Below are 19,723 nucleotides of genomic sequence, written 5' to 3'. Positions count from 1 at the left end.
CGTACGTTTAACGTACCGGATCGGTGAGAGGTTCACAGATGGACGACAGGCCGCGACCGGCGGGGGCCGAGGGACCGGCGGAGAGCGGCGACGCCGGGCGCGGCGGGGGTCCGGCCGACGGCGAGCCCCCGACGTTGGCGCGGCTCGACCGGCGGTTCGACGCGTCGACGCGACGCGAGGCGGCCGAGGCGCTCGGCAACCCCTCCAGCTCGATGAGCGCCGACGCGGGGCGCATCGTCGAGGGGCTCTTCGAGGCGGCGCTCACCGACCCCGACGAGGCCGTCCGCGCGGCGGCGATCGAGTCGCTGTACTTCCACGGCGACGGACACGTCGACCGGCTGGCGCGGCGGATCGCCGAGCGGCGGGGCGGCGACGAGCGTCTGCGAGGGGACGCCCCGCGGAGCGGGGACGCGGACGGCGCCGTCGCGACGTTCGCCCGATGGGTGGTACACGACCGAGCCGCGTATCGGATGGTGGGGGCGACCGGGCTGTCCGCCGTCGGCGACGAGGACGTCGCGCCCCGGCTCCGCGAGGCGTTCGACGACGGCGACGCGCGGGTGCGGGCTCGGGCCGTCAGGGGGTACGCGCGGGTCGGCGGCGAGGCGGTCGAGGCGGTCCGACCGGTCGTGAACGCGCGGAACGACCTCGTGCGCGGCGCCGCGGTCGACGCGCTCGTCGCGATGGACACCGACGACGCGGTCGAACTGCTCGCGCGCGCTGCGCGACGGGGCAACGAGCGGCTCCGGCTGACCGTCGTGCGTCGGCTCGGCGAACTCGACCGAAGGGACGCCGCCGGGGTCCTGATCGGCTCGCTGCGGGACCCCGCGGAGTCGGTCCGCCGGGCGGCCGCGAAATCGACCGCCGCGGTGATCGCCGATGCGGACGCGGTCCCGGCGGGCGACGTTCGCGACCGCCTCCTCGACGAGCGACCCTTCGAGACCGACGGACTGCTCGCGGTGTTCTGGGCGGTCGCCGCGGAGCGAACCGGAGACGACCGGACGGGGAGTCCCGCCGACGCCGCCGCGGAATCGGGAGAACGCGTCGACGCCGAGACGAAGCGGTACGCGGCGTGGCTGTACTGCGAACTCCTCGAAGCCGCGGACCCGACCGCGGCCGACCGGTCGACCGCGGTCGAGTGGCTGATCGACGCGCTCGATCACCGCGACCGACTGGTGGCGGACCTCGCCGCCGCGTACCTGCCGCGGATCGCCTCGACGGACGGGACGGAAGAGCGCCCGCCGGACGAGGAGAACCGGTCCGCCCTCGGCGTCGACGTCGAGCGGAAGCTCCGCGCGCTCGCGAGCGACGAGACCGCCTCGGAGGCGGCGCGAGAGCGTGCGAGGGCCGTGTTGCGACGGTTCAAGCGAGCGGTCGTCGAGGCGGCCGCGGACCGTGACGTGGAGTACGTCTACGTCCGGTGGCCCGCGGACTACACGGAGAGCTACAACGAGTGAGGGGGCGACACCGAGTGACCGGGCGCAGCGACGACGAGTGAGCGAATACGACGGAATCGAGGGGGCGCGTGGCCGCGGTCACGGCCGGCGAACGAACCGCCCGTCGTCGACCGCGACCGTCAGGTCGATCGTCTCGTCGAGGAAGTTCAGGACGGTGGCGACGTTGCGGTCCGCGTCGGCGTCGACGTACAGCTGTAACACGCCGCCCGTGTCCGCGAGGCGCGCGGCGAGCATACGGACGAACGCCACCGATCGCTCGACGTCGAAGGCGGCGACGATCTGGTGGAAGACGCTCACCTCCAGCGAGACGCGCTCGCCGGGCTCGTGGTTGTCGTCAAGGATCCGCGAGACGGTCTCGCCGACCTCGTCCGGGGAGAGCCGCGGGTCGAGTTCGACGATCTCGACGTTGCGGCCCTCGAAGTCGACGTCGAGCGTCGCCTCGAACTCGTACTCGCCGGTGCTGACGATCACCGTCCGCCGGGGCCACGCGTCGAGAGACTCGTCGAGCGCGCGGACCAGCCGCTCCGGCGTGGGGGTCACGGCCACCACGAGCCCCGCGGCGCCGTGGAAGTGCGTCCGGAGCGCGTCGGCCTCGTCGCCGGCCGCCGAGGCGTCGACGCGGACGACCCCGTCCCACCCCACGCGGTCGGCCACGTGAGCCCTGCCGGCGATCCGGTCGGCCACGTGCCCGTGGAGGTGGCTTTTGAACTCGGCGACGGCGCCGTCGGTGTCGTAGGCGGTCTTGGCCGTGGCGCAGTACGGGCAGTCCCAGCTCACCCGGAAGTCGGACGCGGAGAGCGCGTCGGAGTGGTGCGCGAGCAGGTGCGAGCCCGTCACCTCGGCCATCTCCGAGCGGTCCCGCGTCCACGCGACGAACCCGCACCGGTCACACGCCCAGCGGCCAACCATGATCGAGAACCTGTCTCACGGCATCCGTCGAAAGCACATGTATGTTGTGTTATGTGTCCGGGTGTCGCACGCGTCGATCGGGGAGTCACTCGGGCCCGAGCGAGCCGGCCTCACCGTCGGCGTCGGCGGTGCCGACCGCGAACCCGGTCTCGTCGGCGTGTTCGATCCGAACCCGGGTGACCCGCGTCGCGGTCGCGCCGGTGACGGCGAGCGTGACGTCGAGGACGCCGACCACGTCGTCGCAGTTCTCGCCGTAGACGGGCATCCGGGTGACTCCCTCGCTCGCGGCCCGCGAGAGCGCGTCCGCCGGGGTCGCCGTGTCGGGGAGCGCGACCACGTCGGTCCGGGGGACCATCACCGCGGCGACGGTCGTGGTCTCCAGATCGAGGACGCCGCGGATCATCGCGCCCTCGTCGGGGTCGAGCGCGCCCGCGGCCTCCCCCGACCGGACGAGCGTCGCGATCTCCTCGCGCGTGAGGGACGACTCGATCGCGGACTCGCCGCCAGTGAAGCGGTTGACGACGCCGGAGAGCGCCTCGAACACGTACAGGACGGGCCGGAGGACCCGCTGGATCGCGACGACGGGCCGAAAGACCCGGAGGGCGTGCCGCTCGGCGTTGGCGACCGCGTACGACTTCGGCGCGATCTCGCCGAAGACGATGACGAACACCGACGTGACGAGCGTCGACCCCGTGGCCGCCTGCCCGCCGGAGAAGCCGAACCGGACGAACACCGCGGTCGCGACCGACGCGGCGGCGATGTTGGCGACGTTGTTGCTCACAAGCGCCGTGACGAGGAAGCGGTGCGAGTCGTCGCGCAGCGCGGCCAGCGCCCGGGCGCCCGGGGCGTCGGTCGCGACGAGCGAGTCGACCCGGTGGGTCGGGACGGAGAACACCGCCAGCTCCGAACTGGAGAAGAAGGCGCTCACCGCGGTCAACGCGACGATTGCGCCGACGCCGACGAACGTGATCGTGAAGTCCATGGACGGACCGTGCGGCCCCATATAAAAGGGAGTGCCGACGGCGAAGATACCCACGAACGCGCATTCTCCACCGGAAACGGAGGGGTCGATACCCACGTGCGCGGATCCGTTCGGGCGGCAAAACCGCGCGATTCGGAAAGCGTTAACCCCGCGCCGCGGGTGCGTTTCGGCATGAAGGTACTCGTCACCGACCCCATCGCGGACGCGGGGTTGGACCGACTCCGAGACGCCGGCCACGAGGTCGTCACCGACTACGAGGCCGAGGGGGAGGCGCTGCTCGACGCCGTCGCCGACGCCAACGCGCTGATCGTGCGGTCCGGGACCGACGTGAACGAGGCCGTCTTCGACGCCGCGAGCGAGCTCGTCATCGTCGGCCGCGCGGGCATCGGCGTCGACAACATCGACATCGAGGCCGCCACTGACCACGGCGTCATCGTCGCCAACGCGCCCGACGGGAACGTCCGCGCCGCCGCCGAACACACCGTCGCGATGACGTTCGCCGTCGCGCGCTCGATCCCGCAGGCGCACGGGCGCCTCGTCGGCGGCGAGTGGGCGAAAGGCGAGTTCCTCGGCACCGAGGTGAACAACAAGACGCTCACCATCGTCGGCCTCGGTCGCGTCGGGCAGGAGGTCGCCAAGCGCCTCGACTCGCTCGGGATGGATCTGGTCGTCTACGATCCCTACATCTCCGAGGAGCGCGCCGACCGGATGGGGGCCGAACTCGTCGAGGAACTCGACGACGCGCTCGCGGCCGGCGACTTCGCGACGATCCACACCCCGCTGCTCCCCGAGACGGAGGGGATGATCGGCGAGGCCGAGCTGGCCCAGTTGGAGGGAGGCTACCTGATCAACTGCGCCCGCGGCGGCATCGTCGACGAGGACGCGCTCGCCGAGGCGGTCGAGGACGGCGTCCTCGCGGGCGCCGCGCTCGACTCCTTCGCCGAGGAGCCGCTTCCGAAGGACTCGCCGCTGCTCGACGTCGAGGAGGTCGTCTTGACCCCGCACCTCGGCGCGTCGACGGAGGCCGCGCAGGAGAACGTCGCGGTCGACACCGCGGAGGCGGTGCTGGCGGCGTTCGAGGACGAGCCGGTCCTGACCGCGCTCAACGCGCCCTCGGTCGACGAGAGCGCCTTCCCGCGGATCGAGCCGTACATCGACGTGGCCGAGACCGCCGGCAAGGTGGCCGCGCAGCTGCTCGACGGCCGGATCACCGAGGTGGAGGCGACCTACGAGGGCGACATCGCCGCGGAGGACGTCGACCTCGTCACCGCGAGCGCCCTGAAGGGCGTCTTCGAGCCGCTGGAGTGGGAGGTGAACGCGGTGAACGCGCCGCGGCTCGCCGAGGAGCGCGGGATCGAGGTGACCGAGTCGAAGACCCGACAGACCGACGACTTCCAGAGCCTCGTCCGCGTCACCGTCCGCAACGGCGACGACGAGATATCGGTCGAGGGGACGTTGTTCGCGGGCGAGGACCCCCGCATCGTCCGGATCGACGGGTTCCGCGTCGACGCGGTCCCGTACGGCCACATGCTCGTCGCGCGCAACACCGACGAGCCGGGCGTCATCGGGCTCATCGGGACCGTCCTCGGCGACCACGACGTGAACATCGCCGGGATGTTCAACGGCCGCGAGACGCAGGGCGGGGAGGCGCTCACCGTCTACAACCTCGACTCGGCCGTCCCCGACCCCGCGATCGAGGAGCTGCTCGCGGACGACCGCGTCGTCGAGATCACCGAGATCACCTTGGACGGCGCCGACGAGCGCGCCGACGAGTAGGTCCCGGGCAGTCGGGACGCCGCGCAGCCGAGTCGACTACTTCTCTGCCGCGAGCGGCTCCGAGGGCGTGACGAGCGCGTCCGGGTCGGCGACGACCGGCGCCGCGACAGCTTCGATCGGTCGGTCGCCGAAGCCCACGACGAACGCCGCGCCGTCGCCGACGGCGACTTCGTCCGGGAGCGAGCCGTCGCCGTCCGCGCCGCGGCCCGCGCCGACGCCGACGGTCCACCCGTGCGACGCGGCGAGCGTCGCGACGGAGGCGAGGCCGATCCCGGTGCCGTCGGCCGCGGTCGAAGGCGCGGTCGCGCTCGACCGGCGGGATTCCGGGGCCGTCGTCGACGACCGCGAACCCCCCGTCGAGCGCGACGGCGGTCACGGTCGGGTCGGGACCGGCGTGGACCGACGCGTTCCGGTAGAGATTCTCCAAGACGCTGCGCACCGCGGCCCTGTCCGCGACGTACGACTCGTCGCCCGCGACCGCGAGGGTCGCGCTCCCCGTCTCCGCGGTCCGCCACGCCTCCTCGGCCAGCGTCGCGAGCGAGAACGACTCGGCGTCGTCGTCGGGGTCCGGGTGGTCGACGGCCGCGAGCGTCTCGTCGACGATCTCGAAGATCCGGTCGTGCGCGCCCTCGACGCGCTCGATCGCCGCCTCGTCGCCCGCGGTCGCGAGGTCCGTGAACCCGTCCGCGACCGTCAGCGGGTTCTTGATGTCGTGCGCCAGCGCGTGCGTCAGCGTCTGGAGCCGGTCGTTCGCCACTTCGAGGTCCCGACGGTTGCGCTCCGACTCGGTCACGTCCCGCAGCAGCAACACCGTCCCCTGCGAGCGACTACCCAGCGTCGGCAGGGAGACGGCCGAGAGCGAGACGAAGCGGGGCTCCCCGTCGACCTCGATGCGCAGCGGCTTGTCGGGGGCCTCGCCGCGGCGGTACGCGGCGTAGACCTCGGGGGCGGTCGCCAGTGCGTCGGCGGCCGCGGCGCCGACCGCGACGTCGTCGCCGAGCCACGCGCGCGCCGCCGGGTTCGTGTCCGCGATCCGACCGCTCCTGTCGACGACGACGATGGGGTCGGGGATCGCCTTCAAGGTCACCTGCCGGGCGACCGGGGTCACGCCCAGCGTCCGCCCCCGGCGGACCGCGACCGTGAACGCGACGCCCGTGAGTACGAACAGGAGCTCCGGGCGGAACGCCGGGCCGCCCCCGAGGACGACGAACTGCGCGCCCCACGGCGCGCCGGCGCCGACGAGCAGCAGCCCCGCGGACGCGCGGAACGCGGACGCCGAGTCGTACACGCCGTACGCGAGCGTCGCGAACGTCGCGACGAGCAGGAGCTGCGAGTAGAGCCAGCCCGCCCACCACGCCGGGCCGAACTCCCGGAACAGCACCGTCCCGGAGCCGAACGCGACGAGGTCGGTTCCGGTGCGGACCAGCCCGTGGAACTCGTTCGTCCAGCTCAGAAGCGTCAGCGCGGCGAGCGGGGCCGCCAAGGCGAGCAGCCGGCGCCGCGAGAGCCACGCGTCGTAACCGAGGTACGACGCGACGAACGCGACCGCCGCGACCGGGACGACCGCGGTCGCGGGGTACTGGACGTTGAGCCAGAACAACTTCCCGGCCTCGGTCGCCGCGACCGCCTCGCCGAACAGCCCGGCGGACCACCACAGGATCGCGGCCATGAACGCGACCGCGGCGAGTCCGCCCGGCTCGTCGCGGTACTCGAACGCGGCGACAGTGGCACCGGCAGCCACGGCCGCGGCGAGCGCGGCGAGCGGCGCCGTCAGCGAGACATCTATCAACTTGTTCGTTGATCGAAACGCCACTATTTAATTCAAACCGTTGGCGTATCGTGCCTGAACATCGGCGACGGAGTCGGGTCCGGGCGAGGACCTCACCGAGTCCGGGCCGCCGCTGATACTGCTCCCAACGACCGCCAGCCCGACGGAGCGCCCGATTGCGGGCGATCGGCACGCAGTGATCGGGACGCGGCGATCGGTACGCGGCGATCAGTATTCGGCGATCAGTACTCGGCGACCGGGACGAACGGCTCGAAGTCGTCGACGTTCGGGGTGACGACGGTCATCCCCTCCCCCTCTGCGACCCCGGCGATGAGCAGATCGGCGGTAGCCGCGTCGACGGCCCGCCTCGTGTGGTCGTCGGAGCGGTACAGTTCCGCCTCGAAGGTGCTCGCGGCGAGGGCGTGGTCGGCCGCGATCGGCACGACGTCGAGCCACTCGAACGCGGCCGCGAGACGCGCCGGGTCGAGCCCGTCGTCGAGGCGGAGACCGACCGCGACCTCCTTGTAGTTCATCGCGGTCGTCGCGAACTCCTCGTCCTCGTGAGCTTCGAGGAACCGACGGACGTCGTCGGAGCCGCCCAAGTAATCGATCAGAAACGTCGTGTCGAGCAGGTACCGAGTCACGCCGATCCCCCACTGTCGTGGTTCGTGCCATCGTCGGTCGCGTCGGCGGAGTCGTCAGCGTCGTCGGTGTTGGCGCCGTCATCCGAAGGTGCCTCGTCGACCGTGCCCCCCAGCCGATCGATCGCCGCGGCCTGTCGGTCGCCCGCCGACTCGTCGAATCGCTCCCGGGACGCGGCCGCGGCCCCGCGGAGCGAGTCGGCCTCCGCGGCCGACAGCGACCCGAACCCGCCGCGCCAGTCGCCCTCGCTCTCGTCGATCAGACGGTCGATGAGGTCGGTGAAGCTCTCGTCGTCGCGCTTCCGAGCGCGGAGCCGCTCGTACACCTCCTCGCGAACGCCGATCGTCTTGGTGGGCATCTCGCTTGTGTGTACGTGTTTGTGTATGTAAAAGATGGCGGCGTTGGGGCGCAGAGCGAAGGGAGAGGGTAGAGCGAGAGGAGAAGAGAATCGAGTGCGTGGGACGACCGGCTCAGCCCCTGATGTGGTCGAGGACCGCGTCGGCGTCGTTCGGGACCGGCTCGGGGTCGCCGCCGGCCTCGTAGGCGGCGTCGGGGTCCTTGAGGAGGTGCCCGGTCGTCAGGCAGACCACGCGCTCGTCGTCGTCGACGACGCCCTCGCGGCGGAGCTTCTTGAGTCCCGCGAGGCTCGCGGCGGAGGCGGGCTCGACGCCGACCCCCTCGCTGGCGAGGTGGCGCTGCGCGGCGGTGATCTCCGGGTCGCTCACGGCGACGGCGGTGCCGCCGGTGTTGCGGATCCCGGGGATGGCCTTCGGCGCGTTGACCGGGTTCCCGATGCGGATTGCGGTCGCGCGCGTCTCGACCTGCTCCCAGCGCCGGATCTCGTCGTTCCCTTCCTCGACCGCTTCGACCATCGGCGCGGCGCCCTCGGCCTGAACGCCGGTGAGCTTGGGGACATCGTCGACGTCGAGCGCGCCCGACTGGACGAGTTCGCGGAACCCCTTGTACAGCGCCGAGGTGTTGCCCGCGTTGCCGACCGGGAGGACGATCCGGTCCGGGAACGTCCCGTGGTCGGCGCGGAACTCCTCGAGGATCTCGAAGCCGATCGTCTTCTGTCCCTCGAGGCGGAAGGGGTTCAGCGAGTTGAGGAGGTACGCCTCGCCGCGGGCGGCCAGCTCCTGAACGATGTCGAGGCAGGCGTCGAAGTTGCCGTCGACTTCCAAGATGCGCGCGCCGTGGAGGCTCGCCTGCGCGACCTTGCCGGCCGCGACCTTCCCGGCGGGGAGGAGGACGAGCGTCTCCATCCCGCCGCGGCCGCCGTACGCGGCGAGCGCGGCCGAGGTGTTGCCCGTCGAGGCGCACGCGAGCGCACCGACGCCCAACTCCTCCGCGACCCGGACGCCGACGGTCATCCCGCGGTCCTTGAACGAGCCGGTGGGGTTCATTCCCTCGTGTTTGATCCGGAGCGCGTCGACGCCCACCGACTCCTCGATGCGCGGGACGCGGTGGAGCGGCGTGTCGCCCTCTGGGAGCGTGACGCCGATGTCGAAGGGGAGCGCCTCGCGGTAGCGCCAGACGCCGCGGTCCGGCCCCTCCGAGGGCGCGCCCGCGCCGAACTCGTCGAACGTCGGCGGGTCGGCGTACCGGACTTCGAGTAGGCCGTCGCACTCGTCGCAGGTGTACCGGACGTCCTCGAACGGGGCGAACGTCTCGTCGCACGCGATGCACGCGAGCCACGTCCCGTCGTCGGCGCAGTCGGGCGCCGCCGGGGCCGGGGCGTCGATGGCGAAGTCCATTACGTCGGCGTCGGTGCCGGCGCGGCTTAAGACGGCCGGTCGGAACGGACGTTGCCGGCCAGAGCGAAGGTGTTCGGCCTCAGTCGACGATGATCTCGGAGTCCGTGTCGCCCTCGTCTCCGCCGGAGCCGAGGCGGTCCTGATAGCGCTGGATCCAGTCGGCGAAGCAGTCGGGGCAGAGCCGCTGCGTGTCGATGTTCGCCCGATCGACGCTCAGTCGGACGGTGCGCGCGAGCGCGTCCGTCGTGGGGTCGCCGCAGGCGTCGCAGGGCTCGGTCGTCGGCGCGTCGCTCATGTCGTACCGGTCGCGTCGCCGGCTCTTAAAAGTACGTCGGCGGACCGGGGAGCGGCGGCGCGGGCGACGAGGGGCCTCAGACCGTCCGGAACGCCCGGTCGCCGGCGTCGCCGAGGCCGGGGACGATGAACCCGTCGTCGTCGAGGTGGTCGTCGATGGCGACCGTCAGGAGGTCCGCCTCGGGGACGGCCTCGCTCACGCGGACGAGGCCGGCGGGCGCGGAGACGGCGGAGAGGACGAACAGGTCCTCGAAGTCGTCGGCCTCGGCGAGGACGTGGTCGAGGACGGCGGCCATCGTCGACCCGGTGGCGAGCATCGGGTCGGCGACGATGACCGTGTCTTCGGGCCGTATCTCGGGGAGCTTCACGTAGTCGATGGTGATGGGGAACTCGCCGTCCTCGGTCATCCCGGCCGCCTCGTCGCGGCCGGCGGAGATGACGCCCTGCTTCGCGCGGGGGAACGCCTTCAGGAGGCCCTCGACGAACGGGGTCGCGGCGCGGAGGACGTTGATGATCACCACGTCGTCGAGCCCCTTCACGCGCTCGCCGGTCGTCTCCGCGAGGGGAGTCTCGACCGGCACGTACTCCGCCTCCATCGCGCCGTCGATGATCTCGTAGCCGCAGATGCGGCCGAGCTTCACCAACCCCTTCCGGAACGCCACCTGCTCCGTCTCGACGTCGCGCAGCCGCGAGAGGGTGTCCGTCGCCAGCGCGTGCGTGATGAGGTACGCGTCGTCGCGGTCTTCGATCGTCATTGGTCGGAATCGCGCCCGGAACGGTATTAAAACGTGGCGTATCCGTGACTCGGCGAGCGGCGATCGATCGCCCGGGTCGTCGCGGGCCGACTCCTACCGGAGCGCGACGACGTACGTCACGGCGAAGAGGATCACGGCGAGCGTCGCGACGTTTCGGAGCGACAGCGTCGCCGTGCCGACGTAGTCGAGCCCCCAGACGACCATCCAGGCGAACCACGCCGAGAGCACGGCGTTCATCGCGAGCAGCACCTTGGGGTCGCCCGAGGAGCGCTCGACGCCCTCGCGGATCCCGCCCTCGTCGCCCCCGCCGTCGGCGCTCTCCTCGGCGCTCATACGCCGACTGGCGGGTGTGCGCCACTTAGCTCTTGTCCGTCGCACACGTACGGCGGGCATGCTCGACCCGCCCCGCCTCCGCAACCGCCGCGGCGAGCCGATCGACCCGGTCCCGTTCATCGTGACCGCGGGGGTGGGGTTCGCGCTGATCTTCTCGTTCGGACCGATATACGGGCTCGCGTACGGGCTGTCGCTGCCGGCCGCGCTGGGCGCGTCGGCGCTCGGGTTCGGCGGGGTGGCCCTGGTCGCGCACCGGCAGCTCGTCCGGTCCGCGCCCCCGGCCGACGCCGGCCCGCTTCCGGCTGACGTCCGGTTCGAGCGGCTGTTGTACGCCGGAATCGCGCTGGGGGCCGCGTTCCTCGCGCTCACGCTGCCGCTGCTGTGAGCCGCCGCCGCGGCTGTGCGAACTGTTCGCACGACACCGAGAGACTAAGATGATCGATGGGGATCGTTACGGTATGGGCATCTTCGACACGGTGACCGACGCGCTGGCGGGCTCGACGGGGACGGCGCCGAGCACCGCCGGGGAGGACGGCTCCGAGGGGGCGTACTGGTGCGACGACTGCGCCGTCCGCGTCCGCGATGTCGACGTCGACGACGAGGGGCTCGACCGCGACGCCGACGGGACGCCGACGTGTCCCGACTGCGGCGACGCGATGCGCTTCGAGCGGGCGACCGGGGGCGGCTGCGCCTGTTGAGGCGTCTGGCGCCCGGGCCGCCCGCGGCCGACGTCCTCGCCGCGCCTCGGGTCAGGGCTCCCGCAGCGCGACCTCGCTCCCCTGCTCGGTCGGGAACGGGGCGGGGTCGACGTCGGCCGGGTCGTCGCCGAGGCCCGGGTCGCCGAACGCGTCGAGTTCGGCGTCGGTCAGCAGGGCGTCGTCGAGCCGTGAGACGAGTGATTCCTCGTCGAAGTCGGTACCGATGACGACGTACTCCGTTCGGCGGTCGCCCCGCTCGTCGTCCCAGTCGAGGTCGGGGCGGTTCGACCGGAGCATGTCCCGCTCGACCGCCGGGACGCTCGCGATCCACGGGCCGAGCGCGGTGACGCGGACCGAGCGGCCCGCCTGCCCGACCTGCTGGCGCTGGTCCGTGCCAGCGACCCACAGCGTCCCCTTCGAGCGGACCACGCCCGGCGGGAGGTCGCGGAGGACGGCGGCGATCCGTTCGGGGTGGAACGGCCGGCGGCGGCGGTAGGTGAAGGAGGTGACGCCGTACACCTCGTCCGGGTGGCGATGGTCGTGGTCTCCGTCGTGGTCACCGTGACCTCCCCCGTGTTCGCCGGTTCCGGCGTCATCGTCGCGTTCGTGGGCCTCGCCGTCGCCGCGGTCGGCCTCGGCGAGCGCGCGCTTCCAACCGGGGAGGTCGCCGAGTTCGCGCTCGTCGAACAGCCCGACATCGAGGAGGCGGTCGGGGTCGACCGCGGAGAACTCCGTGACGACCGTTTCCGCGTCGGGCTGGAGCGCGCCGACGAGGTCGACCGCCTCGTCGATCTCCGCATCGGTACAGAGGTCCGCCTTGTTACACACCACGAGGTTCGAGACTTCGACCTGCTCGACGAGGAGGTCCGAAAGCGGGCGGTCGGCGTCCTCGCCTGCGGCGCCCGCGTCCGGGTCGACGCGCCGCTCCGGCGTCTCGTCGCCCGCGAACGCGTCGAGGAACTGCCGCGTGTCGATCACGGTCACCAGCGCGTCGACGCGGTAGCGGGCCGCCGCTCGCGACTCGGTCGTGAACAGCCGGGCGACCGGCGCCGGCTCGGAGATGCCCGACGACTCGACGACCAAGGCGTCGAACGAGCGGTTCTCGGCGAGCCGAACGACCGCCGACTCCAGGTCGTCCTGGAGCTCACAGCAGATACAGCCGTTCGACAGCTCCGTGACGCCGTCGACGCCGACCTCGGACTCCTCGGCGATCAGCTCCGCGTCGACGTTGACGTCGCCCATGTCGTTGACGAGGACCGCGAGGTCGCGGTCGCCGGCGTTCCGGAGCAGGTGGTTCAGGAGAGTCGTCTTGCCCGCACCGAGCCCGCCCGAGAGCACGGTCACCGGGATGCGGTCGTCCATACGGTTCGGATCGGACACGACGCTATTCAACCCCCGGCACGCGGGAGGCGGCGGGCGCCGGGAGGCGGCTCGGACCGAGCCGATACGTTGATAGGCTGTGGTCGTCGAACCCTCGACATGGTTCTGTCCGCCTCTGCCGTGTCGCTCGTCAGCATCACGGTGACGGTGCTGATGGTCGCCGCGATGCTGTACCTGGTCTGGGGAACGATCGGCAGCGACATCCACGGTCCGAGTCCCGGCAACGAAGACCGACCGGAACTGGACGACGCCGACGACGCCGAGACCGACGACGCGTCGAGCGAACTCCCGGAAGGAAGCTCCGCCTGAGGTTTCGGGCTCGGGTCCGACGATCCGACCGCGAGTCGACGCCTCGGCGGCTCGACTGCGGTTCGGGGCCTCGACGGTTCGGCGCGGATCTGCGCTGCGACGGCTCGACCGCGACAGCTTTTAACCCGGAAGGGTTGTCATGAAGGACGATGACAGTAGCCGATCGGATCGAACGGTTCCGGGCGGTGTTCGAGGAGTGGGCCCGAGGCCTGTACCACGGGATGATAACCCACCCGGCCTACGAGAAGATCGAGAAAGAGGCCGAGGACACCGAAGACGAGTTCATGCTGGCGTGTTTCCCGGACGCCTTCGGGATCCCGTCGCCCGTGTCGTACTACACCGCCGAGCTGCTTCCGTACCTCGAAGACGAGTTCGAGGCGTGGGAGCGCCGGCTGTGGGACCGCGAGAGCCTCATCGAGCGGAAGGGCCAGCAGTACCACTTCTGATGACCGAACGTCGACTCTCCGCCGACTGATGGAGCCGTTCGTCTTCTTCGGCGGCAAGGGCGGGGTCGGGAAGACAACCGTCTCGTGCGCGTACGCCCACCGCTGCGCGCGAGACGGGGTCGAGACGCTCGTCGTCTCCACCGACCCGGCCCACTCCGTGTCGGACGTGTTCGACCAGCAGTTCGGCGACGAGCCGGAGCCGGTCGAGGGCGTCGACGGGTTGGACGCGCTGGAGATCGACCCCGAAGACGAGATGCAGCGGCACCTCGACGAGATCCGCCAGTCGCTCTCCGAGCAGGTGTCGGCGGCGATGGTGTCGGAGGTCAACCGCCAACTGGAGATGTCCCACGGGACGCCCGGCGCGTACGAAGCGGCGCTGTTCGACGCGTTCGTCGAGGTGATGCGCACCGAGAGCGAGCCGTACGACCGCGTCGTCTTCGACACCGCGCCGACGGGTTCGACGCTGCGGCTGCTCGGGCTCCCGGAGTTCCTCGGCGACTGGATCGACCGGCTGCTGTACAAGCGCGAGCAGTCGATCGACCTGTTCGAGAAGGCCGCGATCGGGGACATGGAGCCGCGGCGCCTGCTGGAGGGCGACCCCGTGATCGAGCGCCTTCAGGAGCGCAAGGAGTTCTTCGAGTACGCCGGGGAGACGATGCGGTCCGACGCCGCCTTCTTCCTGGTGTTCAACCCCGACCAGCTATCCGTCAACGAGACGGCCCGCGCCATCGAGGCGTTCACCGAGCGCGACCTCCAAGTGCGGGGGCTCGTGGCGAACAAGCTCACGCCGACGCCCGACGACGACGAAACGGGGCGCGGCGCGCGCTACCTCCGGGAGAAGGTCGAGACCGAGCGCGACCGACTCGCGCAGGTCCGCGAGGGGTTCGAACCGCCGCTCGTCGCGGAGATCGAGTCGCGCACGACGGAGGTCCGCGGAGACGTGCTCGCCGACGTCGCCGCCTCCCTCGACGTCGAGCCCTGACTCGGCGAACCGAGAACCCCGGCCGGAACGGGGAGACGACCCCGGCGGCGTCGCCGAAGGCCGAGCGCGGGCGAGAGGAGTCGGAGGAGGTTTGTAGTGAATTTCACCTATCAACAGGAGTAATAAACTTCGTTTCGACGGCCTGCTCGGTGGGGATTTTCTACATTAACGAACATCGTCATGAACGAAGGTAACGTTTAAGTTTGACATAGTGAACCAGTATCACGAGGCAGGGAACTTATGACAAGTGTAATTTGGATCGTCGTCGCCGTGCTCAGTACGTTCACCGTGGGATACATGGGGTACTCGCGGTACCTCTCTCGGTTCGTCGACCTCGACGACGACCGGGAGACGCCGGCACACAAGTACGAGGACGGACAGGAGTACGTACCGGCGAAGAAGCCGGTGCTACTGGGGCATCACTTCTCGAGTATCGCGGGCGGCGCGCCGATCGTCGGTCCGATCACCGCGGGGGCCATCTGGGGATGGGTCCCGGCGCTGCTGTGGGTCGCCATCGGCAATCCGCTGATGGGCGCGGTCCACGACTTCATCTCGCTGTCGGGCTCGATGCGACACGAGGGGAAGTCGATCGGCTTCATGATCGGCGAGTACGTCGGCGAGCGCGGCAAGAACATGCTGCTGTGGTTCGCGTTCCTCACCATCATCCTCGTGGTGGCGGTGTTCGCCCTGGTCGTCGGGATCGTGTTGAACGCGTTCCCGTCGGCCGCGACCGCGAGCCTCGTGTACATCGCGCTGGCGTTCGGGTTCGGAGTCTACCTCTACCAGCTCGACGGCCCGTTCCTGCCGGGGACGGTCGTGTTCGTCGCCGGCGTGTTCGCGGGCGTCTGGCTCGGGATCCAGTACCCGATCGCGCTGTTCCCGGCGGTGGAGTCCGGGGCGTTCCCCGAGGGGACCATCGTCCTCTTGGAGTTCCTCGGTAACGGCGCGTGGCTGCCCGGGGCGGTGGTGAGCGCTGACGCCATCCTCCAGCCGAACGTCGCCGCGTGGGTGCCCGTCATCCTCGTGTACGCGACGCTCGCGAGCGCGCTCCCGGTGTGGGTACTGCTCCAGCCGCGCGACTACCTGTCGTCGTTCCTGCTGTACTCGGGCGTCGGCGGCGCGCTGCTCGCGATCATCGTCGGGACGCTGCTCGGTACCTCGGCCCAGCCGCTGACGATCGACTCGTCGATCGGCGCGTACATGGGCTTCTTCGGCAGCGACCTGGCGATCGGGGAACGCGGGATCACCCCGCTGTTCCCGCTGCTCTTCGTGACGATCGCCTGCGGGACGATCAGCGGGTTCCACTCGCTCGTGTCGTCGGGGACGACCGCCAAACAGCTGAACAAGGAGAGCGACGCCCGCCTCATCGGCTACGGCGGGATGCTCGGCGAGGGGCTGCTCGCGTCCGTCGCCATCTCCACGCTCGCGGTGGCCGGGGCGACCACGGCGGCCGCGGGCGGCGGCATCGGCGGCGCGCTGCCGAACTTCGCGACCGGCGGCGGGATCATCCTCACCAGCCTCGGGATTCCGCAGAGCTTCGGCGCGCCGTTCATGGCGCTCGTGCTGGTGAGCTTCCTGCTCACCTCGACCGACACCGCGGCGCGGCTCGGTCGGTACATGATGGAGGAGATCGTCGGCACCCGCGGGAGCGGGACGACGACCGGCTTCTCCGCCGACCTCGGCAGCATCGCCAAGGGGCGGTACACGAACCCGGTCATTCAAATATCCATCGCGTACCTGCTCGTCATCTCCGGCGAGTGGGTGACGCTGTGGGCGCTGTTCGGCGGCGCGAACCAGTTGCTCGCGGCGCTGGCGCTGCTCGCCGGCACCGTCTGGCTCGCGAACTGGGACGAGTCCAAGCAGCTCGCCTCCACGGGCGTCCCGATGACGGTCATGGTGACGATCACCGTCCTCGGGCTGTCGTGGGTGGCGCTGTGGGATAACTTCTACCAGAAGCTCATCCTCGGGAACGTGTCCGGACTCAGCGGGCAGATATCGGCGGTGGTCCAGATGGGGCTCGCGTTCGTCCTCATCTACCTGGCGCTATCGCTGGTGCGGATCGGCTACGACAACATCACGACCGTGCGGAGCAGTAGCGGAGCGGCCGCGGAACCGAGCGACGACTGACCGACGGGAGTCGGATCGGTGCGGATTTTTTCGAGTGACGGCCGACGCTCAGCGCCAGAAGCGCTTCGCGAACCGGGAGAAGAACCCCTCGTCCGGCCGGTCGACTCGTTCCCACAGGCGAAACGCGGCCGCGGTGTCGGCGTTCTCGCTGGCGACGAGCGACTCGCGGTCGGGCGCGACGACGACGAGGTTCACCTCGTAGTGGCCGTAGTAGCCGAACTTCAGCAGGGTTCGGTCGCGGAACCCCGCGACGAAGTCGGCGACCCCGTCGGGAATCCGGTCGGCGACGACGACGACGGTGACGTCCGTGCCGTAGTGTTCCTCGTGGGCCTCGACGCGGTCGTCGGCCACGTCGTGCGCGAACTCGACGAGTCGCTCCATCTCGGCGGCGCTCGGGGTCGAGACGCGGCGGACGAACACGTGCTCCCGCATGTCGTGGTCCGCGTAGCTCAGCGCCGGGTGGAGGAACTGCTTCTGGTTTCTGACCCGCATCTCGGCGGTCATCTCGAACCGCTCGCCGTCGACGACGACGTCGCGGTCGAGGTCGTAGCTGTACATCAGCCGGTCGGAGACGCGGTCGAGGTACTCGTCGTCGTAGTCGGGGACGGCCTCGCGGACCTCCGCCGGCAGCTCTCCGGGGTCGCGGCGGGCGCCCTCCCCGGGCTCGGCGTTCTCACTCATCGCCGTCGGGGTCGTACGCGGCGGCGTCCCCCGAGGCCGGCGGGGCGCCGATGGCGAGCACCGTCACCGCTCCGTCGGCGTCCGCGGGGTTGTACGCGCGCTGCGGGCTCTCGGGGTCGACCACGAACAGGTCGTCGACCGGGACCTCGTAGGTGCGCTCAGGCGTCTCGACCGCGAGCGTCCCGTCGAGGACGTAGAACGCCTCCTCCTGGGTCTCGTGGTAGTGGTACGCGAGCGGTAGCTGCTCGCCGGGCTCGGCGCGGAAGCGGTTTATCGCGGCGGCGTCGAGGCCGCCGGGGTCGGACAGCTTCCGGCACTCACACGGTCGGTCCGGCTCCGGCTCGACCGAGTCGACGTCGACGACGCGGTATCCCATGCTAACGAATTCCACGGGGTGAGTAAAAGGGCGTCGGGAGCGGCACCGACGGCCACCGGAGCGTCACGCCGCGCCAAGACGTGTGGGACGGCGCGCCGAAACGGGGACGAGACGACGTCCTCGGCGGCGCTCGCCCGCGTTCCGAAACGGCGTCGAGCGGAACCGAGGCGCGGATTTAAGGAGCAGAACGTCGTAGTGAGGCGTGAGAGAGCATGACAGACGAGTCGAACCAGCCGGATGGGACCGACGGCGGCGTCGAGGCGGAGGCGTGCGGTCGCTGTTCGATGTCGACCGTCGTCGGCGCGGTAGCGAAGGACCAGTCCCCCGAGGAGCGGGCCGAGCGCGACCCGTTCGCGGGCGAGCGGATCGAGGTCGACGAGTCGTCGTTCAGACGGGTCTCCCCGTCGGTGGCCCTCGGCAACCTCAAAGAGCAGCTCGACGCGGTGGCGCGGCGGATCGCGTACGGGGAGTGACCGACGCGCGCGCCCGGTAGCTCAGCCCGCGCGTCCGGCGGCGGGACCGCGCTCGGGCCGTCACGTCAGTTCGGGGAGACTTATACGCGTTCGTGTCGTAACGTGGGCAAGCGATGGAAGAGAGCATCTCCGGCTTCAAGGTGCGCGGGGACTGGGGCGACGTCGTCGAACACGGCGAGCGGATCGCCCTGGCGCTCCGCGAGGTCGGCGTCGACGGCGACGCCTACTACGAGTTCGACGAGTGGCGTCCCAAGACCCACGAGCGCATCGACGAGGACGTCTCGGAGAAGACCGCGGCGCAGGCCTCCGTCGACGAGGGCGAGGGCGAGCGCGCGGGGGAATCGCCGGGCGACGACCTCCAGACGGCCGGCGAGAAGCTCACGGAGTCCTACGAGAAGGTCGAGGAGAACGACACGGAGAGCGCCCGCGAGAGCTGGGGGGAGTCGATCGAACACGTCGCCCGCGCGGCCGACTCGGCCAGCCGGAAGGCGCTCCGCAAGGTGGAAGACGCCGTCTACCGGAACGTGATGACCCAGATGGCGCCGTACTACTTCGACAACGAACTCGTCAGCGCCAACATCCAGGAGGTCGCCCGCGCCGAGGACGGCGAGACGTTCGTCTTCGAGGTGAACGTCAACGACGACGAACTGAAAGGCGAGGTCTCCGAGGTCCTCGACGACTACGAGTCCGAGATCGACCGCTGGCACGTCGAGACCGAGAAGCGGACGGACGAGGTCGCGGCCGCCGAGGGCGTCGAGCCGCCCGCCGAGGAGGGCGGCCCTGACTCGACGACGACGTGAACGGGCGCGAGTCCGCCGACATCGCCCGGCGAACCGGCCGCGCCGAGGGCGCGGCGTCGCGGGCGGAGACACATCGGTCGGCTTTAACTCGCCGACCGTCGAATCACACCCATGAGCGAGGTACTCCGAGTCGAGGCGGGCGAACTGTCCGTCGACGAACTCATCGACGCGCTCAACGACGGGCAGCGGATCCTCGTCGACGTCGAGGTCGCCGGCGCGAGCCACGAGGTCGCCCTCCGCTACGACGGGGAGACGTACCACTGCGACACGCCGACGAACCTCCATCGGCACGCGGACGAGTCGGGGATGCGGGGCTGTATCGACCAGATGGGGTACGCGACCGAGGAGTGACGCCGTCGACCGCGGAAACCGACATTTAACCTCGCCGCGCGCGAACCGGGTCCCATGAGCGATTCCGAAATCGAGGACCTCGTCGGCGACACCTCTCCCTCTTTCGAGCACGTCCTCTCCTGCGTCTTCGGCGTGCGCGACCACGAGAGCCGGGCGTACCTCGAACTGCTCGAATACCCGGGCAGCACCGTCGCCGAACTCGCGGATGCGCTCGACCGTGACCGGTCGAACGTGAACCGGTCGCTGTCGACGCTCCGGGAGAAGGGACTCGTCGAGCGCCGGCGGCGGCTGCTCGACTCCGGCGGCTACGTCTACCAGTACACCGCGATTCCGGTCCCGGAGGCCAAGCGCCGCCTCCACGACGCCCTCGACGAGTGGGTGGCGGACGTCCACGACGCCATCGACGGGTTCGATCCCGACGAGCGCTGAGCCC

23 protein-coding genes and 1 pseudogene are annotated in these 19,723 nt (G+C 70.7%); 12 read left to right on the top strand and 12 right to left on the bottom strand.

The annotated features are described in order from the left end of the window. Positions 1–38: 38 nt before the first annotated feature. The gene (locus C463_RS13510) at positions 39–1,454 is read left to right on the top strand and encodes a HEAT repeat domain-containing protein (RefSeq protein ID WP_008444697.1); all 1,416 of its coding nucleotides are present in this window, start codon (positions 39–41) and stop codon (positions 1,452–1,454) included. Between the two features lie 78 nt (positions 1,455–1,532). Here C463_RS13510 and C463_RS13505 read toward each other — a convergent pair whose 3' ends face one another. Beyond that, positions 1,533–2,363, bottom strand: coding sequence for a hypothetical protein (locus C463_RS13505; RefSeq protein WP_008444696.1), 831 nt, complete (start codon positions 2,361–2,363; stop codon positions 1,533–1,535). A 202-nt stretch (positions 2,364–2,565) separates the two neighbouring features. Then, a pseudogene (locus C463_RS13500) lies at positions 2,566–3,345 on the bottom strand (hemolysin family protein); the annotation flags it as partial. A 171-nt stretch (positions 3,346–3,516) separates the two neighbouring features. Between C463_RS13500 and serA the strand changes: the two are divergent. Next, entirely contained in the window at positions 3,517–5,121 is a 1,605-nt protein-coding gene (serA, locus tag C463_RS13495; protein ID WP_008444694.1) for a phosphoglycerate dehydrogenase, read from the top strand. On the opposite strand, the gene C463_RS13490 is transcribed toward serA, so the two are convergent. The 7 genes from C463_RS13490 to C463_RS13460 all read right to left on the bottom strand — a co-directional run bounded on the left by C463_RS13490 (position 5,084) and on the right by C463_RS13460 (position 10,667). After that, positions 5,084–6,910 carry a sensor histidine kinase gene (locus C463_RS13490; RefSeq protein ID WP_008444693.1) on the bottom strand — a complete coding sequence of 609 codons (1,827 nt, stop codon included), beginning with the start codon at positions 6,908–6,910 and terminating at the stop codon, positions 5,084–5,086. The genes serA and C463_RS13490 overlap by 38 nt on opposite strands. Before the next feature lie 221 nt (positions 6,911–7,131). Beyond that, on the bottom strand, positions 7,132–7,533 hold the full coding sequence (locus tag C463_RS13485; RefSeq protein ID WP_008444691.1) for a type II toxin-antitoxin system VapC family toxin: 402 nt from the start codon (positions 7,531–7,533) through the stop codon (positions 7,132–7,134). Next, the gene (locus C463_RS13480; protein ID WP_008444682.1) at positions 7,530–7,889 is read right to left on the bottom strand and encodes an antitoxin VapB family protein; all 360 of its coding nucleotides are present in this window, start codon (positions 7,887–7,889) and stop codon (positions 7,530–7,532) included. The genes C463_RS13485 and C463_RS13480 overlap by 4 nt, the downstream gene beginning before the upstream one ends. Positions 7,890–8,001: 112 nt before the next feature. Beyond that, the gene (thrC, locus tag C463_RS13475) at positions 8,002–9,285 is read right to left on the bottom strand and encodes a threonine synthase (protein ID WP_008444675.1); all 1,284 of its coding nucleotides are present in this window, start codon (positions 9,283–9,285) and stop codon (positions 8,002–8,004) included. Between the two features lie 79 nt (positions 9,286–9,364). After that, positions 9,365–9,580 carry a DUF7569 family protein gene (locus C463_RS13470; RefSeq protein ID WP_008444674.1) on the bottom strand — a complete coding sequence of 72 codons (216 nt, stop codon included), beginning with the start codon at positions 9,578–9,580 and terminating at the stop codon, positions 9,365–9,367. Between the two features lie 76 nt (positions 9,581–9,656). After that, complete coding sequence (upp, locus tag C463_RS13465; RefSeq protein ID WP_008444673.1) at positions 9,657–10,334, bottom strand: uracil phosphoribosyltransferase; 678 nt, start codon at positions 10,332–10,334, stop codon at positions 9,657–9,659. A gap of 93 nt (positions 10,335–10,427) precedes the next feature. Next, complete coding sequence (locus C463_RS13460; protein ID WP_008444672.1) at positions 10,428–10,667, bottom strand: hypothetical protein; 240 nt, start codon at positions 10,665–10,667, stop codon at positions 10,428–10,430. A 58-nt stretch (positions 10,668–10,725) separates the two neighbouring features. Between C463_RS13460 and C463_RS13455 the strand changes: the two genes are divergently transcribed. After that, positions 10,726–11,052: a hypothetical protein gene (locus C463_RS13455; protein ID WP_008444671.1), complete on the top strand. Its 327-nt coding sequence runs from the start codon at positions 10,726–10,728 to the stop codon at positions 11,050–11,052. Between the two features lie 73 nt (positions 11,053–11,125). After that, on the top strand, positions 11,126–11,365 hold the full coding sequence (locus C463_RS13450; RefSeq protein ID WP_008444670.1) for a hypothetical protein: 240 nt from the start codon (positions 11,126–11,128) through the stop codon (positions 11,363–11,365). 51 nt (positions 11,366–11,416) lie between these two features. Here C463_RS13450 and C463_RS13445 read toward each other — a convergent pair whose 3' ends face one another. Beyond that, on the bottom strand, positions 11,417–12,727 hold the full coding sequence (locus C463_RS13445; protein WP_008444669.1) for a CobW family GTP-binding protein: 1,311 nt from the start codon (positions 12,725–12,727) through the stop codon (positions 11,417–11,419). A 117-nt stretch (positions 12,728–12,844) separates the two neighbouring features. Here C463_RS13445 and C463_RS13440 point away from each other — a divergent pair, with 117 nt between their 5' ends. From C463_RS13440 to C463_RS13425, 4 genes are all read left to right on the top strand, one after another. Beyond that, on the top strand, positions 12,845–13,054 hold the full coding sequence (locus C463_RS13440; RefSeq protein ID WP_008444668.1) for a hypothetical protein: 210 nt from the start codon (positions 12,845–12,847) through the stop codon (positions 13,052–13,054). Positions 13,055–13,203: 149 nt separating this feature from the next. Further along, positions 13,204–13,500: a hypothetical protein gene (locus tag C463_RS13435; RefSeq protein ID WP_008444667.1), complete on the top strand. Its 297-nt coding sequence runs from the start codon at positions 13,204–13,206 to the stop codon at positions 13,498–13,500. Between the two features lie 28 nt (positions 13,501–13,528). Continuing rightward, positions 13,529–14,482, top strand: a complete 954-nt coding sequence (locus tag C463_RS13430) for an ArsA family ATPase (protein ID WP_008444666.1) — start codon at positions 13,529–13,531, stop codon at positions 14,480–14,482. 240 nt (positions 14,483–14,722) lie between these two features. Continuing rightward, complete coding sequence (locus tag C463_RS13425) at positions 14,723–16,609, top strand: carbon starvation CstA family protein (RefSeq protein WP_008444664.1); 1,887 nt, start codon at positions 14,723–14,725, stop codon at positions 16,607–16,609. 48 nt (positions 16,610–16,657) lie between these two features. Here C463_RS13425 and C463_RS13420 read toward each other — a convergent pair whose 3' ends face one another. Both C463_RS13420 and C463_RS13415 read right to left on the bottom strand, forming a co-directional pair. After that, a complete protein-coding gene (locus C463_RS13420; RefSeq protein ID WP_008444661.1) occupies positions 16,658–17,290 on the bottom strand; it encodes a hypothetical protein in 633 nt (210 codons plus the stop codon). Then, the gene (locus tag C463_RS13415) at positions 17,283–17,666 is read right to left on the bottom strand and encodes a cupin domain-containing protein (protein ID WP_008444658.1); all 384 of its coding nucleotides are present in this window, start codon (positions 17,664–17,666) and stop codon (positions 17,283–17,285) included. Before C463_RS13415 ends, C463_RS13420 begins: the two co-directional genes overlap by 8 nt. A 212-nt stretch (positions 17,667–17,878) precedes the next feature. Between C463_RS13415 and C463_RS13410 the strand changes: the two genes are divergently transcribed. The 4 genes from C463_RS13410 to C463_RS13395 all read left to right on the top strand — a co-directional run bounded on the left by C463_RS13410 (position 17,879) and on the right by C463_RS13395 (position 19,719). Beyond that, positions 17,879–18,139 (top strand): hypothetical protein, encoded by a 261-nt coding sequence (locus C463_RS13410; protein WP_008444648.1) that lies wholly within the window; start codon positions 17,879–17,881, stop codon positions 18,137–18,139. A gap of 113 nt (positions 18,140–18,252) precedes the next feature. Beyond that, positions 18,253–18,939, top strand: coding sequence for a DUF5828 family protein (locus C463_RS13405; protein ID WP_008444647.1), 687 nt, complete (start codon positions 18,253–18,255; stop codon positions 18,937–18,939). Positions 18,940–19,050: 111 nt separating this feature from the next. Continuing rightward, positions 19,051–19,290 carry a hypothetical protein gene (locus tag C463_RS13400; protein ID WP_008444644.1) on the top strand — a complete coding sequence of 80 codons (240 nt, stop codon included), beginning with the start codon at positions 19,051–19,053 and terminating at the stop codon, positions 19,288–19,290. 54 nt (positions 19,291–19,344) lie between these two features. Continuing rightward, positions 19,345–19,719, top strand: coding sequence for a helix-turn-helix domain-containing protein (locus C463_RS13395; RefSeq protein ID WP_008444642.1), 375 nt, complete (start codon positions 19,345–19,347; stop codon positions 19,717–19,719). The last annotated feature ends 4 nt before the right edge of the window (positions 19,720–19,723 follow it).

Origin of the sequence: Halorubrum californiense DSM 19288 (assembly GCF_000336875.1) — an archaeon.
Lineage (GTDB): Archaea > Halobacteriota > Halobacteria > Halobacteriales > Haloferacaceae > Halorubrum > Halorubrum californiense.
This window is presented reverse-complemented; position numbering and strand designations above follow the sequence as displayed.

Coding starts and splice junctions, on each gene's coding strand:
- C463_RS13435 (WP_008444667.1), top strand. CDS start 13,204: ATGACAGTAGCCGATCGGATCGAACGGTTCCGGGCGGTGTTCGAGGAG.
- C463_RS13510 (WP_008444697.1), top strand. CDS start 39: ATGGACGACAGGCCGCGACCGGCGGGGGCCGAGGGACCGGCGGAGAGC.
- C463_RS13400 (WP_008444644.1), top strand. CDS start 19,051: ATGAGCGAGGTACTCCGAGTCGAGGCGGGCGAACTGTCCGTCGACGAA.
- C463_RS13455 (WP_008444671.1), top strand. CDS start 10,726: ATGCTCGACCCGCCCCGCCTCCGCAACCGCCGCGGCGAGCCGATCGAC.
- thrC (WP_008444675.1), bottom strand. CDS start 9,285: ATGGACTTCGCCATCGACGCCCCGGCCCCGGCGGCGCCCGACTGCGCC.
- C463_RS13505 (WP_008444696.1), bottom strand. CDS start 2,363: ATGGTTGGCCGCTGGGCGTGTGACCGGTGCGGGTTCGTCGCGTGGACG.
- C463_RS13445 (WP_008444669.1), bottom strand. CDS start 12,727: ATGGACGACCGCATCCCGGTGACCGTGCTCTCGGGCGGGCTCGGTGCG.
- C463_RS13430 (WP_008444666.1), top strand. CDS start 13,529: ATGGAGCCGTTCGTCTTCTTCGGCGGCAAGGGCGGGGTCGGGAAGACA.
- C463_RS13420 (WP_008444661.1), bottom strand. CDS start 17,290: ATGAGTGAGAACGCCGAGCCCGGGGAGGGCGCCCGCCGCGACCCCGGA.
- C463_RS13405 (WP_008444647.1), top strand. CDS start 18,253: ATGGAAGAGAGCATCTCCGGCTTCAAGGTGCGCGGGGACTGGGGCGAC.
- serA (WP_008444694.1), top strand. CDS start 3,517: ATGAAGGTACTCGTCACCGACCCCATCGCGGACGCGGGGTTGGACCGA.
- C463_RS13415 (WP_008444658.1), bottom strand. CDS start 17,666: ATGGGATACCGCGTCGTCGACGTCGACTCGGTCGAGCCGGAGCCGGAC.
- C463_RS13480 (WP_008444682.1), bottom strand. CDS start 7,889: ATGCCCACCAAGACGATCGGCGTTCGCGAGGAGGTGTACGAGCGGCTC.
- C463_RS13425 (WP_008444664.1), top strand. CDS start 14,723: ATGACAAGTGTAATTTGGATCGTCGTCGCCGTGCTCAGTACGTTCACC.
- C463_RS13410 (WP_008444648.1), top strand. CDS start 17,879: ATGACAGACGAGTCGAACCAGCCGGATGGGACCGACGGCGGCGTCGAG.
- C463_RS13470 (WP_008444674.1), bottom strand. CDS start 9,580: ATGAGCGACGCGCCGACGACCGAGCCCTGCGACGCCTGCGGCGACCCC.
- C463_RS13395 (WP_008444642.1), top strand. CDS start 19,345: ATGAGCGATTCCGAAATCGAGGACCTCGTCGGCGACACCTCTCCCTCT.
- C463_RS13460 (WP_008444672.1), bottom strand. CDS start 10,667: ATGAGCGCCGAGGAGAGCGCCGACGGCGGGGGCGACGAGGGCGGGATC.
- C463_RS13440 (WP_008444668.1), top strand. CDS start 12,845: ATGGTTCTGTCCGCCTCTGCCGTGTCGCTCGTCAGCATCACGGTGACG.
- C463_RS13450 (WP_008444670.1), top strand. CDS start 11,126: ATGGGCATCTTCGACACGGTGACCGACGCGCTGGCGGGCTCGACGGGG.
- upp (WP_008444673.1), bottom strand. CDS start 10,334: ATGACGATCGAAGACCGCGACGACGCGTACCTCATCACGCACGCGCTG.